Genomic DNA, 13,286 nt, shown 5'->3' on the forward strand with positions numbered 1-13,286 from the left:
CATGAGCCAGGACAGGATCACGATGACGAGTCCCGCACATCCACCCCGGCTATGTGTTCTGGTGATGGGTCCGAGCGGCGTCGGGAAAACCACTTTCGCCCAAGCGTTCTCCAGGGCACTGGACGCGAGATTCATCGAGGGCGACGACTATCACACGCCGGAAAACCGCGCCGCGATGAGCGCGGGCCGCCCATTGACCGACGAGATGCGCATGCCGTGGCTCTCTGCCCTTGCCGAGGCCGTCAGGCAATCTCGGGTGACACGGAACACGGTGTTCACCTGCTCGGCCCTCAAGCGCAGTTACCGCGACCTGCTGCGAGAGGGGATCGGCGAGATGCGCCTGATCTGTCTGACCGCCCCGCGCAACCTGATCCGGCAACGCATGGTGGCGCGCGAGCATTTCATGCCCGCCGAGCTGCTGGATTCGCAGATCGAGGCGCTGGAACTCCCGACACCCGAGGAACGGGCTATCATGCTGGAGATGTCGGAAGAGCTGGATGCGAATGTCGCGCGGGCGATGGATCTGATCGGATGCTGAGAGGGTTTGCGCTCCGCGAAGGCCGGGGCGTTCCGCCGCGTTGCCGACAGCCCCCTTAAAACAGCGGCTCGATCAACCGACACCTCTGAAGGTATTTATGCAACGAAGAAGCGGCGCAGAATCTGGAGAAGGAGAGCAGAGCCCAGGGTGATTTTCGTGAAAACAGAGCTCTATCCTACTTCCAGGAACCCGCCTCTGTTCTCCGTTTCACCCGGTTCGCAGTGCCGCCATGAAGTCGGCAGCACGATTTGCAACCTCCGCCGCCGTCATCCCGGCCTTATATAGTGCCGAGCCGAGTCCGAAGCCATCCGCCCCGGCTGCACGATATCCGGCCATGTTGTCCGGCTGAATGCCCCCCACCGGCAAGAGCTGCGTTTCGCCCGGCAGGACAGCCCGCATTGCCTTGACGGCAACGGGCGGGATCATCTCGGCCGGGAACAGCTTGAGGAAAGCCGCCCCTGCATCCAGCGCCGCGAAAGCCTCGCTGACGGTGCCGATACCGGGACCATAGATCAGTCCGCGATCAGAAGCCGCCCGGGCCACGCGGATGTCGAAATTCGGCGCGATGATCAGGCGGCCGCCGGCGTCTTCGACCTTTGCCACCTGCTCGGCGGTCAGCACCGTGCCGGCGCCGATCACCGCCCGGTCCGCGAATCGCCGGGTAAGCCGGCCAATGCTGTCATAGGGCTGCGGCGAGTTCAGCGGCACTTCGATCAGCGCGAAGCCCGCCCCGATCAACTCTTCCGCGATGCCCTCGACTTCATCGGGCTTCACGCCGCGAAGGATCGCCACCAGCGGGCAGGTCCTGAAGCCAGTATTCCAGTCCATCATGTGATCACTCCCGCCAGTTTCGCGATTTTCCATAGCCCGGCACGCGCCATTCCGGGTGCCGCCAGAGCCGCCTTTGCCCCGGCATGCGACAGTGCGACCCGGTAGCGCTCGGCCAGATCGCCCCGTCCGATGACCGTGACCGACCCCCGTGCAGAGGCCAGCGCCGCCGCGACCTCATCTCCGATCAGCAGGCCGGAAAGGTAATCGGCAATCTCGCCCCCGTCCAGCCGATCCATCAGCGCCAGCGAGCGTGCCGAGAAAACCCGGGTCAGCAATGCTCCCTTGTCGCGACCGGCCTGCAGCCCGCGCAGGAAAGCATCCGGCGAAGATGGACCGTCATTGATCAGGCGGCCGAGGATCGAGTGATCGCGCAGGATGGCAAAGACCTCGCCCGTCATGCAGGTATCAAAACCCGTCAGCCGCCCGCCCTCGACCCTGGCCCATTTGCTATGGGTGCCGGGCAGGACGAAAAGCCCCTCATCCGCACCGCTGGCCGCGAGATGCCCGATGATCTCAGTCTCTTCGCCCCGCATCACATCGGGCAGCCCGTGGCCGGGATTACGCACCGCACCGGTAACGAAATGCACGCGCCTTCCCTGCCCGGTGACATGCACGGTCAAGGCGTCCGCCAGACTCTGTGCATCGAGCGGCAGCGGCAGGTAAGGCGTCTCGACCCAGCCATTGCGGCTGGTGATCATGCCTGAGGCAATCACCGGCAATTCCGGATGCCTCGACTGCCATTGGCCGATAGCCGCCTCGAACGCGGCGTCGAAATCTCCTCCGGGCACGGAAAGGATGCCGGGACCCGAGGGGATCTCGTCCAGCACCGCGCCGCCCACCCCCAGCAGCCATGCGCGGAAGGAAGAGGTTCCCCAGTCAATGGCGATCAGTTCCGGCATCACGCGATGAACCTGTAGATCGTGGTTTCCGAGTAGACCTGACCGGGGCGCAGAACGGCATCCGGAAATCCGGGCCGGTTCGGGGCATCGGGCCAGTGCTGCGTTTCCAGCGCCAGACCGGCATGAGGGCCATAGATCCGGCCATCCAGTCCCGGCACATCCCGCATATAGGCTCCGTCATAGAACTGCAGCCCGCAGGCGGTGGTTTCCACCTGCATCGACAAACCGCTTTCACCGGTCAGCCGGGCGACCGGACACAGGGGGCGCTGACCGTCCGAGAGACAGAAATTGTGGTCGTAGCCCGCCGAACCGATCCGGCGGGGGCTGCGGAAATCGAAATCGCTGCCGTCTACCGGCCTGATTTCCCCGGTCGGGATCAGGTCGTCATCGACCGGCAGGTAATGCCCGGCATCGATCATCAGCGAGTGGTTGCGGATGTCGCCCCGCCCGTCCAGATCAAAGAAACCATGATGCGCGAGACTGCATATCGTCGGCGCATCCGTCCGGGCGGAAAGGGTGAAACTCAGCTCATCCCCGGCAAGGTGGATCCCTGCGGTAATCCAGATCGTGCCCGGAAAGCCCATATGGCCATCCGGCAGGTCCAGCGTCAGGGTTGCGCGGTCCGGCGCGAGCGACTGGACCTGCCATATCTGTGTATCGATCCCCTCGCTCCCTCCATGCAGAGTGTGACGGTCCCGGAAATTCGGGTCAGTGCGATATGTCTTTCCGTCGAGCGTAAAGCTCCCCTCTCCGATCCGGTTCGCGAAACGCCCGACAATGGCCCCGAAATAGCGCGCCGGACCCAGATAGTCCGTCACAGCGGGCGTGCCCAGAACCAGAGGATGATCCACATCCTCCATCCGCAGATCCTGCAGGATGGCACCGAGCGTGAGAATCTTCGCGCTCAGCCGGCCGGATTGCAGCGAAAGGCTATGCACCTCGCGTCCGTCCGGCAGTTTTCCGAACAGTGCCTGGCTCACAGGATTACCCGCGATTCCGGCAGACCCGCCACCCCGGTGCGGGCCAGATAGGTCAGGCCCTGCGCCGCGTCGGGCGACTCGATCCCCTGCAGCGCGGTCGTCACCAACAGGTCGCGCAGATCAGAGCCGCCGAAGGCAGGGCAACTGCTATGCCGTCCGCCGACCTCGATCCGGTCCAGTTGCCGCCCGTCAGGCGCGAAACGGATCACCGCGCCGGCGCCCCAGCAGGCCACGCATAGCACGCCTTCGCTGTCGATCACCGCCCCGTCCGGTCTCAGCCTTTCGGGCCGCAGGTCAAGAAACAATTCCGGCTCCCCCTGCGGCCAGCCGTCCCGGTCCAGCGGTTGCGCCCAGATTTTCCCCTCCGGCGTATCGGCATAGTAAGCCAGTCCGCCATCGCGTGAAAAGCAGATGGCATTGGGGATGGATATCCCCTCCACCAACTGCCGGACCTCTCCCTTGTAATAGCGATAGATCGCGCCGCGCCCGGCCTCGCCACCCTTGCCCATGGTTCCGATCCAGAAACCGCCTTGCCTGTCCGCCCGCCCGTCATTCGAACGGGTCGCCGGGTCGTCCGCCTCGATCCCGGCGACAGGCTCCAGCGCGCCATCCCGCAGATCCAACAGGGCGAGCCCCGTCTCGGTGCCGATCATCAGGCGGTCACGATCCACCCAACCCGCCGCCGAGGCCATGCGATCGAATTTCCACTCCAGTGGCTGTCCGGCATCGCGCGACAAGAGCCTGCGTCCAAGAATGTCGAACCAGAAGAACTGCCCGCGTTCCGGGTGCCATAACGGGCCTTCCCCCAACTGGCAGATACGGTCGTCAAAGATGGTCGCGGTCATGAAACGCCTCCGGTCAAACTGGATCGTGAAGTCCTCAGCCCCGCAAATCGTCGGGCAAAAGCGCCTCGGGCAGGTTCTGGAAACAAACCGGCCGCAGGAAGCGGCGGATCGCCAGGGTGCCGACGCTGGTGGCTCCGAAATTCGTCGATGCGGGATAGGGACCGCCATGCACCATAGCATCGCAGACCTCGACCCCGGTAGGCCAGCCATTGGCCAAAACCCGTCCCGCCTTGCGCTCCAGAACCGGCATCAGGCGGCGAGCAAGCAGCGTGTCCCCCTCGTCCATTTGCAGGGTCGCGGTCAGTTGCCCCTCCAGCCCGCGCGCCAGCTCCAACATCTGGTCCGCGTCGCGGGCGGTGACGATCAGGCCGAGCGGACCGAAGACTTCCTCGCCAAGCGCATGATCGCGCAGGAAATCATCGGCACTGGTCTTGAAGATATTCGGCAAGGCATTGCGGCCCGGACTTTCGGTCTCGATCACCGCCGAGGCCAGTGCGGCCACGCGCCCGGCCCCCTGACGGTAAGCCTCGGCGATACCATCGGTAAGCATCACCTGCTCCGCCGGGTCGGCCAGCGCGGCACGGGCAGCCTCGGCAAAGGCATCCGCCGCATCGCCCTCTGGCAGGACCAGCAGGCCCGGATTGGTGCAGAACTGCCCCGCCCCCATGGTCAGGCTACCCGTCCAGCCCTCGGCAATCGCCTTGCCGCGAGCCGTCAGGGCCTGCGGCAGGACAAAGCAGGGATTGATGCTGCCCAGTTCCCCGAAAAACGGGATAGGTTCGGGGCGCGCGGCGCAGAGGTCGAACAACGCCCGGCCGCCGCGCAGGCTGCCGGTGAAGCCCACCGCCTTGATCAGCGGGTGCTGGACCAGTGCCGCTCCGACCTCGTGGCTGTCACCATGAATGAAGGAAAACACGCCCTTGGGCATGCCGGTTCTGGCGATGGCGGCATGGATCGCCTCGGCCACGATCTCTCCGGTGCCGGGATGGGCGGGATGGCCCTTGATCACCACCGGGCAACCGGCGGCCAGCGCCGAGGCAGTATCCCCTCCGGCGGTCGAGAAGGCGAGCGGGAAATTCGAGGCACCAAACACCACGACCGGACCGATGGGCCGCTGGATCATCCGCAGATCTGGGCGCGGCAGGGGCTGGCGCTCGGGCAGCGCCGTATCATGGCGGCGGTCAAGATAATCGCCCTTGCGGATATGTTCCGCGAACAGGCGAAGCTGGCCAGTGGTGCGTCCGCGCTCGCCCTGCAACCGCGCCTCGGGGAGGCCGGTTTCCTGCGTGCCGATCTCGGTGATCGCATCGGCTCGCGCCTCGATCTCGTCGGCAATGGCGTCAAGGAAAGCGGCGCGCTCTTCTCGGGGCGTGTAGCCATAAGTCCAGAAGGCGTCTTCGGCGGCCTCTACGGCGCGGTTCACCAGATCGACGGTTCCGGCACTGAATTCATGCGCCGGACCATGCGCGGGAGCCGAGGGAAAGCTGCGATCCGCCCCGACCCATTCGCCTGCGACCAGATGTTTGCCATGCGGTGTGAAAGTCATTGCGTTTCCTTCTGGAATTCAAAATCTTCGACAATGTTGCGGCGGCCCAGTGTGAAGGCGTCCGAGACCTGCACCATCGGCGACAGATCGACATCCGATACCCCGTCCCGGACCAGTTCCGCCATCCGGGCATAAAGCGCGGGATACTCGCCCATGATGCTGTCCTCGCCCCCGGCGGGCTGGCCGTCGATCTCGATCACATTACCGCCCATGCGCAGCGCCAGTTTCCCGGCATCGGTGGAAAATTCCATGTCCCAGGTCTGCGGGCCTTCCTGCCGGAAATCGAAATCGGCAAAGATGTTTTGCGTGAACGCCAGCCGGGCGGCGATGGGTGCCTGGCGATTGGCCGGGAAATCCAGCTCGGCGCCTGTCAAATGCACCGGATCGGGCAGGATCTCGGTCAGGATCGACAGCGCGTTGATGCCGGGATCGAATACGCCCATGCCACCGGCCTCGAAAATCCAGTCCTGTCCGGGATGCCATTTGCGCACATCCTCGCGCCAGGTGATGCGGCCTTCGCGGATCGTCTTGCCCGCCAGCCAAGCCTTGGCCCCGGCGACCGCATGGGCCATGCGCGAATGCCATGTCGCGAACAGGCTGACGCCTTGCGCCTGTGCCAGATCGGCCAGCGCATGCACCTCGGACAAGGTCGCGCCGGGAGGCTTTTCCAGCATCAGGTGCCGCCCCGCCCGCAGCGCCGCCTGCGCCGCGGCAAAGCGCGGCACCGGCGGCAGGCAGAGGCTGACGAGTTCGATATCGGGACGCGCTTCCAGCATGTCCTCGATCCGGGTGAAGGCCTCGACTCCCTCGACCGTCCCGCTGCGCGAAACCGTGGCGGCCAGTTCCCATTCCGGGCTGGCCGCAATCGCGGGAACATGCTGATCGAGGGCGATCTTTCCGATGCCGACAAGTGCAAGCTTCATCAGTGGCTGTCCTTTCCGACCGGATTGCCCCGGCAGCCTTTCAGGAAGTCCAGATCGGCACCGGTATCCGCGCCGCCGACATGCTGCTGATGCAACCACGCATAGCCGCTTTCGGCCTGCTCATGCCTTGGCTGCCATTCGGCCAGCCGGGCGGCAAGATCCTCGTCGCTGATTTCAAGATGCAGGCGGCGGTTCGGCACATCCAGTGCGATCATGTCGCCGTCCCGCACCACGGCCAGGGGACCGCCCGCAGCGGCCTCGGGGGAAGTGTGCAGAATGACGGTGCCATAGGCCGTGCCCGACATGCGCGCATCCGAGATCCGCACCATGTCGGTAATGCCCTTTTTCAGCACCTTGGGCGGCAATCCCATATTGCCGACCTCGGCCATGCCCGGATAGCCCTTGGGACCGCAGTTCTTCAGCACCATCACGCAAGTTTCGTCGATATCCAGCGCGTCATCGTTGATCCGCGCCTTGTAGTCGTCGATATCCTCGAACACGACTGCACGGCCCCGATGGGCCAGCAGATGCGGGCTGGCAGCAGAAGGTTTCAGCACCGCGCCGTTCGGGGCAAGATTGCCGCGCAGAACGGCGATACCGCCTTGTTGCGTCAGCGCCTTTTCGGTGGGCCGGATGACATCCTCGTTGTGGTTAACGACGTCCTTGACCTCGTCCCATATCGTCGCACCCGAAACTGTCAGCGCATCCCGGTTCAGCAAGCCCGCCTCGCCCAAGCGCTTGATGACGACGGGCAGGCCACCCGCATAGAAGAATTCTTCCATGAGATATTCACCCGAGGGCATCAGGTTGACGATGGTTGGCACATCGCGCCCGCAGCGGTCCCAGTCATCCAGCGTCACATCGACGCCCACCCGGCCCGCAAGCGCCAGAAGATGGACCACCGCATTGGTCGAGCCACCAATCGCGCCATTGGTGCGGATCGCATTCTCGAACGCCTGCTTGGTCAGGATATCCGAGGGTTTCAGATCGTCCTTGACCATCTGCACGATCCGCCGCCCCGAGAGCTGCGCCATGACGCGGCGGCGCGAGTCCACGGCCGGGATCGCCGCGTTGCCCGAAAGCGCCATGCCCAGAGCCTCCGCCATGCTGGCCATCGTCGATGCCGTGCCCATCGTGTTGCAGGTGCCGGACGACCGCGACATGGATTGCTCGGCCTCCAGAAACTCTTCCTGCGTCATCTCACCCGCCTTCACGGCCTCGGAGAATTTCCACAGATGGGTGCCCGAACCGACCCGCTCACCCCGGAAATAACCGTTCAGCATCGGCCCGCCGGTGACGACGATGGAGGGGATATCCGTCGATGCCGCCGCCATCATCAGCGAGGGCGTGGTCTTGTCGCAGCCGACCAGCAGCACCGCCCCATCCATCGGCTGACCACGAATGGTTTCCTCGATAGCCAGCGCGGCAAGATTGCGGAACATCATCGCCGAGGGGCGGAAGGTGTTTTCCGAGGCCGAGAATACCGGCACCTCGACGGGAAACCCTCCGGCCTCCCACACACCCGCCTTCACCTTTTCGGCCAGTTCCCGCAGATGACCGTTGCAGGGGGTCAGGTCCGACCATGTGTTCAGGATGCCGATGATCGGGCGCCCGTCGAACAGGTCATGCGGATAGCCCTGATTTTTCAACCAGCCGCGATGATAGATCGTATCGCGCGAATTGCCGCCATACCATTCCTGCGAACGCAGCTTGCGGGGCCAGGGTGCGGGAGTGAAGGACATTCAGGGCCTCAGAGTGCTTGGACGGCGACGGGTTCCGCCCCGGCCGCCTGCTGTTCCAGAGGATTGCGCAGCGCGTGCCCGAAGGCATCGCAGGCAATCTCGAATTCGTCACCCGGCTGGACGGTTACCCCGTCGGCGAATGACAGGGTCGCGGTGCCGAAGAAATGCACATGCACGTCACCGGGCTGGCGGAACAGATCGTATTTGAAATGGTGATGCTCCAGGTTGGCAAGGCTGTGGGACATGTTCCCTTCACCGGACAGGAACGGCTTTTCCCAAACGGCCTTGCCGTCGCGGATAACCCGGCTGGCGCCCTCGACATGCTGCGGCAGATCGCCCAGTAGCATCTCGGGGCCATAGCTTGCGGGGCGCAGCTTGGAATGGGCGAGCCAAAGGTAATTGCCGCGCTCGGTCACATGGTCCGAGAACTCGTTGGCAAGCGCGAAGCCAAGACGGAAGGGCCGCCCATCCGGGCCGATCACGTAAAGTCCCGCGATCTCGGGCTCCTCCCCGGCATCCAGCGCGAAGGGTGGCGAGATCAGCGCCGCTCCCGGCGCGACGGCGGCATGACCATTGCCCTTGTAGAACCATTCGGGCTGCACACCGGCCTCGCCCGCCCGGGGTTTGCCGCCTTCCAGCCCCATCCGGAACATTTTCATGCTGTCGGTCAGGTCTTCCGGATCGGCTTTCTGGTGCATCGAATCCCGCGTCGACGCGGAACCCAGATGCGTCAATCCCGTGCCGGTCAGGTGCAGATGCGCCGGATCGGGGTGATCGAGCGGCAGGAGCATCCGCCCCTCGGCCAGCGCCGCCGCCAGATCGATCGTTTCGCCCAAGCCGCGCCTGGCGATCTCTTCGCCCAGCTTGCGGCCGGCGGCGATGGCAGCCAGCGCCAAATCGAGCGTGCTGGTTGCGCCCAGAACCAGCCGGGCCTCCTCTCCGTCACGCATGGCGACGGCACGGTTGCCATCAGGCAGTCGGATTTGCGACAGAAGCATGGATCAGCCTTCCTTGTTCTTGTTGTAGACGTCGAAAAACACGGCGGCGAGCAGCACCAGGCCCTTGATGACCTGCTGGTAGTCGATGCCGATCCCAAGGATCGACATGCCGTTGTTCATCACCCCCATGATGAAGGCGCCGACAACAGCGCCGACGATCTTGCCGGAACCGCCCGCCATCGACGCCCCGCCGATGAAGACGGCGGCGATCACGTCCAGTTCGACCGCGAAGCCCGCCTTTGGGGTGGCCGTGTTCAGCCGCGCCGCAAAGACCAGCCCGGCCAGCGCCGCCAGAAGCCCCATATTCACGAAGGTCAGGAAAGTCAGCCGCTCGGTCCGGATGCCGGACAGCTTGGCGGCCTTGGCATTGCCGCCCACGGCATAGATGCGGCGCCCGAGCGTGGTGCGTTCGGTGATGAAGACATAGATCACCGTCAGGATCACCATGGACAGCAGGACATTGGGCAGGCCACGGAACCATGCCAGCTTCCATGTCACGAACAAAAGCGCGATGGAGACGATGGCATTGCGCAGAACGAACAGGCCCCAGGGCTCGTCCTCGATACCATAGCGCATGTTGCGCGCGCGGTTGCGCAGGGCCAGCCAGACCAGCACCAGAACCGCCGCCACGCCAACGGCGAGAGCCACGACGTTCGGCTTGTCCGCACCGAAGAGATCGGGAATGAAACCGGTTGAGAGCGACTGGAAACTGCGCGGGAACGGGCCAATGGACTGCCCGGCCAGAAGCCAGAGCGACAGGCCCCGGAACACCAGCATCCCGGCCAGCGTCACGATGAAGGACGGAATTTTCCAATAGGCGACGAAATAGCCCTGGACCGCCCCGATCAGCATGCCGACGATCAGGCAGGTAACCATCGCGACACCGACGGGCAGTTTCCATGACACGATCATGACCGCGGCCAGCGCGCCGATGAAGCCCATGACCGAGCCGACAGAGAGGTCGATATTGCCGCCGACGATCACCAGCAGCATGCCAAGCGCCATGATGATGATATAACTGTTCTGCAGGAACAGGTTGGTGATGTTCACCGGCCGCAGAAGCGTGCCTCCGGTCACGATCTGGAAAAACGCCATGATCGCGATCAGCGCGAATAACAGCCCGTATTCGCGGATATGCCTGGCGATATAAGCGCCGATCCCGATACCCGGCGCGCGTTCGGTCTGTTCCATGCTGTCCTACTCCCTGACGATCAGTGACATGATGCTTTCCTGCGAGGCGTCCTCTGCCTGCAATTCGCCCACGAAACTGCCCTCGTTCATGACATAGATCCGGTCGCACATGCCCAGCAGTTCGGGCATCTCGGACGAGATCATGATGACGGCCTTTCCGGCCGCGCTGAGATCGTTGATGATACTGTAGATTTCATATTTCGCGCCGACATCGATGCCCCGCGTCGGCTCGTCCAGGATCAGCACCTCGGGCTCGGTGAACAGCCATTTGGCCAGCACCACCTTCTGCTGGTTGCCGCCCGACAGGTTCATTACCTTCTGGAACACGCTCGGCGTGCGGATATTCATCACCTTGCGGTATTTCTCGGCCACCTCGGTCTCGCGGCTTTCATCGACCACGCCACGGTTGGCGACGCCATCAAGATTCGCAAGGATGGTGTTGCGGCGGATCGTCTCTTCCAGGATCAGGCCAAGCGTCTTGCGGTCCTCGGTCACATAGGCAAGCCCCGCCGCGATCGCCTTGTCCACCGCCGACAAATCGACCGGCTGGCCGCGCATCACCGCCTGGCCCGAGATATTGCGGCCGTAGCTGCGCCCGAAAATGCTCATCGCAAGCTCGGTGCGCCCCGAGCCCATCAGTCCGGCGATGCCCACGACCTCTCCGGCGCGGACATTCATCGACAAATCGCGGATCACCTGCCGGTCGGCATGTTCGGGATGCCAGACATTCCAATCCTTGACCTCGAACACCACCTCACCCGCCCGCCGCTCGCGATCCGGGTAGCGGTGCGCCATGTCGCGCCCAACCATGTCGCGCACGATGCGATCCTCGGTCAGGTCGCCGCCGCGCGCGTCGATGGTCGAGATGGTCGCGCCGTCGCGGATTACCGTGACGCTGTCGGCGACCCGGCGAACCTCGTTCAGTTTGTGACTGATGATGATCGACGTAACCCCCTGCCCCTTCAGCTCCAGCAACAGGTCCAACAGTGCCTGGCTGTCTGCCTCGGACAGGGCTGCAGTGGGTTCGTCAAGGATCAGCAGGCGGACATCCTTGGAGAGTGCCTTGGCGATCTCGACCAGTTGCTGCTTGCCGACGCCGAGGCTGTCCACCTTGGTTCCCGGAGCCTCGCGCAGTCCGACCTTGGCCAGCAGCCCCTCGGTCTGGCGGAAAGTCTCGCGCCAGTTGACGACGCCGTTACTGGCGCGTTCGTTGCCCAGAAAGATGTTCTCGGCAATCGACAGGAGCGGCACCAGCGCAAGTTCCTGGTGGATGATGATGATGCCGTGGTCCTCGCTGTCGCGGATGCCGTCGAACTCGGCGGTCTGGCCGTCATAGACGATCTCGCCGTCATAGCTGCCGGCGGGATAGACGCCCGACAGCACCTTCATCAAGGTGGATTTGCCGGCACCGTTCTCGCCGCAAATGGCATGGATCTCGCCCTCGCGCACAGACAGACTGACATTGTCCAGGGCCTTCACGCCCGGAAATGTCTTGGTGATATTGCGCATCTCCAAAAGCGCAGTCATGCGGTTCCCCCACTGTAACGGCTGCGAACGCCCCCTTTTTCCTTGCGAAAATACCTTTGGGGGTCGTCGGGTGGTGCGCCGCTGGTTCGAGAACCAGCTGGCGCCGGGGGACAGACAGCCCCCCGGCTATCGCGGAACGCAAATGCCGGTTACTTCAGCTGATCTTCGCTGTAATAGCCCGATCCGATCAGCACTTCTTCCCAGTTCGAGGCATCCACCGGCACCGGCTCGAGCAGATAGGACGGCACGACCTTGACGCCATTGTCATAGGTTTCGGTATCGTTGATCTCGGGCTCCTCGCCCTTCAGCATCGCGTCGACCATGCTGACAGTGACTTTGGCCAGTTCGCGCGTGTCCTTGAAGATCGTCGCATATTGTTCGCCTGCGACGATCGACTTGACCGACTGCACTTCGGCGTCCTGCCCCGAAACGATCGGCATGGCCAGATCGCCCGAGCCGTAACCCACGCCCTTCAGCGAGGACAGGATACCGATGGACAAGCCGTCATAGGGCGACAGCACGCCATGCAGCGTCTTGTCGGTGTAATTGGCCGAAAGCAGGTTATCCATCCGCGACTGCGCGGTTGCCGGATCCCAACGCAGCGTGCCGACCGTATCCATGCCCATCTGTCCCGACGGGATCACGATATCGCCCGCATCGATCAGAGGTTGCAGAACCGACATCGCTCCATCATAGAAGAAATAGGCGTTGTTGTCGTCAGGGCTGCCGCCGAACAGTTCGACATTCCATGGTTTCTCGTCGGGGAAGCGCTCTTCCAGGCCCTGGACCAGCGTGTTCGCCTGCTGCACACCCACCTTGAAGTTATCGAAGGTGGCATAATAGTCGACATCGGGCGTGTCACGGATCAGGCGGTCATAGGCGATGACCTTGATATCGGCGGCCTTGGCATTCGCCAGCGCGTTCGACAGCGTGGTGCCGTCGATGGCCGCGATCACCAGGACATTGACGCCCTTGGTGATCATGTTCTCGACCTGGGCAAGCTGGTTCGGGATATCGTCCTCGGCATATTGCAGGTCGGTGTCGTAACCGGCTTCCTGGAATTGCTTGACCATGTTGTTGCCGTCGTCGATCCAGCGGGCCGAGGATTTCGTCGGCATCGAGATGCCCACGGTTTCGGCCATGGCACCAAAGGCAAGCCCGGAAACGCCGATCGCAAGCGCGATGGCGGCAGTGGTGAATTTCATATCAACCTCCCTCTGAGTGGCAGGACCCTCTCGCCCCGCCCTGAACGATCGCCCGTTCGCT

At 63.7% G+C, this 13,286-nt stretch carries 12 protein-coding genes; 1 reads left to right on the forward strand and 11 read right to left on the reverse strand.

What is annotated here, in order from left to right; genetic code table 11:
• Window position 1 precedes the first annotated feature (1 nt).
• The gene (locus C9E81_RS02060; protein WP_208021067.1) at window positions 2-538 is read left to right on the forward strand and encodes a gluconokinase; all 537 of its coding nucleotides are present in this window, start codon (window positions 2-4) and stop codon (window positions 536-538) included.
• Between the two features lie 207 nt (window positions 539-745).
• On the opposite strand, the gene C9E81_RS02065 is transcribed toward C9E81_RS02060, so the two are convergent.
• The 11 genes from C9E81_RS02065 to chvE form a co-directional block, all read right to left on the reverse strand.
• A complete protein-coding gene (locus C9E81_RS02065) occupies window positions 746-1,369 on the reverse strand; it encodes a 2-dehydro-3-deoxy-6-phosphogalactonate aldolase (RefSeq protein ID WP_122110647.1) in 624 nt (207 codons plus the stop codon).
• Window positions 1,366-2,268 carry a 2-dehydro-3-deoxygalactonokinase gene (locus tag C9E81_RS02070; protein ID WP_122110648.1) on the reverse strand — a complete coding sequence of 301 codons (903 nt, stop codon included), beginning with the start codon at window positions 2,266-2,268 and terminating at the stop codon, window positions 1,366-1,368. Before C9E81_RS02070 ends, C9E81_RS02065 begins: the two co-directional genes overlap by 4 nt.
• Window positions 2,268-3,248 (reverse strand): aldose epimerase family protein, encoded by a 981-nt coding sequence (locus C9E81_RS02075; RefSeq protein ID WP_122110649.1) that lies wholly within the window; start codon window positions 3,246-3,248, stop codon window positions 2,268-2,270. The genes C9E81_RS02070 and C9E81_RS02075 overlap by 1 nt, the downstream gene beginning before the upstream one ends.
• Window positions 3,245-4,093, reverse strand: coding sequence for an SMP-30/gluconolactonase/LRE family protein (locus C9E81_RS02080; RefSeq protein WP_122110650.1), 849 nt, complete (start codon window positions 4,091-4,093; stop codon window positions 3,245-3,247). The genes C9E81_RS02075 and C9E81_RS02080 overlap by 4 nt, the downstream gene beginning before the upstream one ends.
• Window positions 4,094-4,127: 34 nt before the next feature.
• Window positions 4,128-5,639 (reverse strand): aldehyde dehydrogenase (NADP(+)), encoded by a 1,512-nt coding sequence (locus tag C9E81_RS02085; RefSeq protein ID WP_122110651.1) that lies wholly within the window; start codon window positions 5,637-5,639, stop codon window positions 4,128-4,130.
• Entirely contained in the window at window positions 5,636-6,562 is a 927-nt protein-coding gene (locus C9E81_RS02090) for a Gfo/Idh/MocA family protein (RefSeq protein ID WP_122110652.1), read from the reverse strand. Before C9E81_RS02090 ends, C9E81_RS02085 begins: the two co-directional genes overlap by 4 nt.
• Window positions 6,562-8,304 carry an L-arabinonate dehydratase gene (gene araD / locus C9E81_RS02095; protein ID WP_122110653.1) on the reverse strand — a complete coding sequence of 581 codons (1,743 nt, stop codon included), beginning with the start codon at window positions 8,302-8,304 and terminating at the stop codon, window positions 6,562-6,564. The genes C9E81_RS02090 and araD overlap by 1 nt, the downstream gene beginning before the upstream one ends.
• An 8-nt stretch (window positions 8,305-8,312) precedes the next feature.
• Window positions 8,313-9,302, reverse strand: a complete 990-nt coding sequence (gene araD1, locus C9E81_RS02100; protein ID WP_122110654.1) for an AraD1 family protein — start codon at window positions 9,300-9,302, stop codon at window positions 8,313-8,315.
• Window positions 9,303-9,305: 3 nt separating this feature from the next.
• Window positions 9,306-10,493, reverse strand: a complete 1,188-nt coding sequence (gene mmsB / locus C9E81_RS02105; protein WP_122110655.1) for a multiple monosaccharide ABC transporter permease — start codon at window positions 10,491-10,493, stop codon at window positions 9,306-9,308.
• A 6-nt stretch (window positions 10,494-10,499) separates the two neighbouring features.
• Complete coding sequence (mmsA, locus tag C9E81_RS02110; protein ID WP_122110656.1) at window positions 10,500-12,020, reverse strand: multiple monosaccharide ABC transporter ATP-binding protein; 1,521 nt, start codon at window positions 12,018-12,020, stop codon at window positions 10,500-10,502.
• 149 nt (window positions 12,021-12,169) lie between these two features.
• Window positions 12,170-13,225 (reverse strand): multiple monosaccharide ABC transporter substrate-binding protein, encoded by a 1,056-nt coding sequence (gene chvE / locus C9E81_RS02115; protein ID WP_122110657.1) that lies wholly within the window; start codon window positions 13,223-13,225, stop codon window positions 12,170-12,172.
• Between the last annotated feature and the right edge of the window lie 61 nt (window positions 13,226-13,286).

Source organism: Paracoccus alkanivorans, assembly GCF_003697785.1.
GTDB lineage: Bacteria > Pseudomonadota > Alphaproteobacteria > Rhodobacterales > Rhodobacteraceae > Paracoccus > Paracoccus alkanivorans.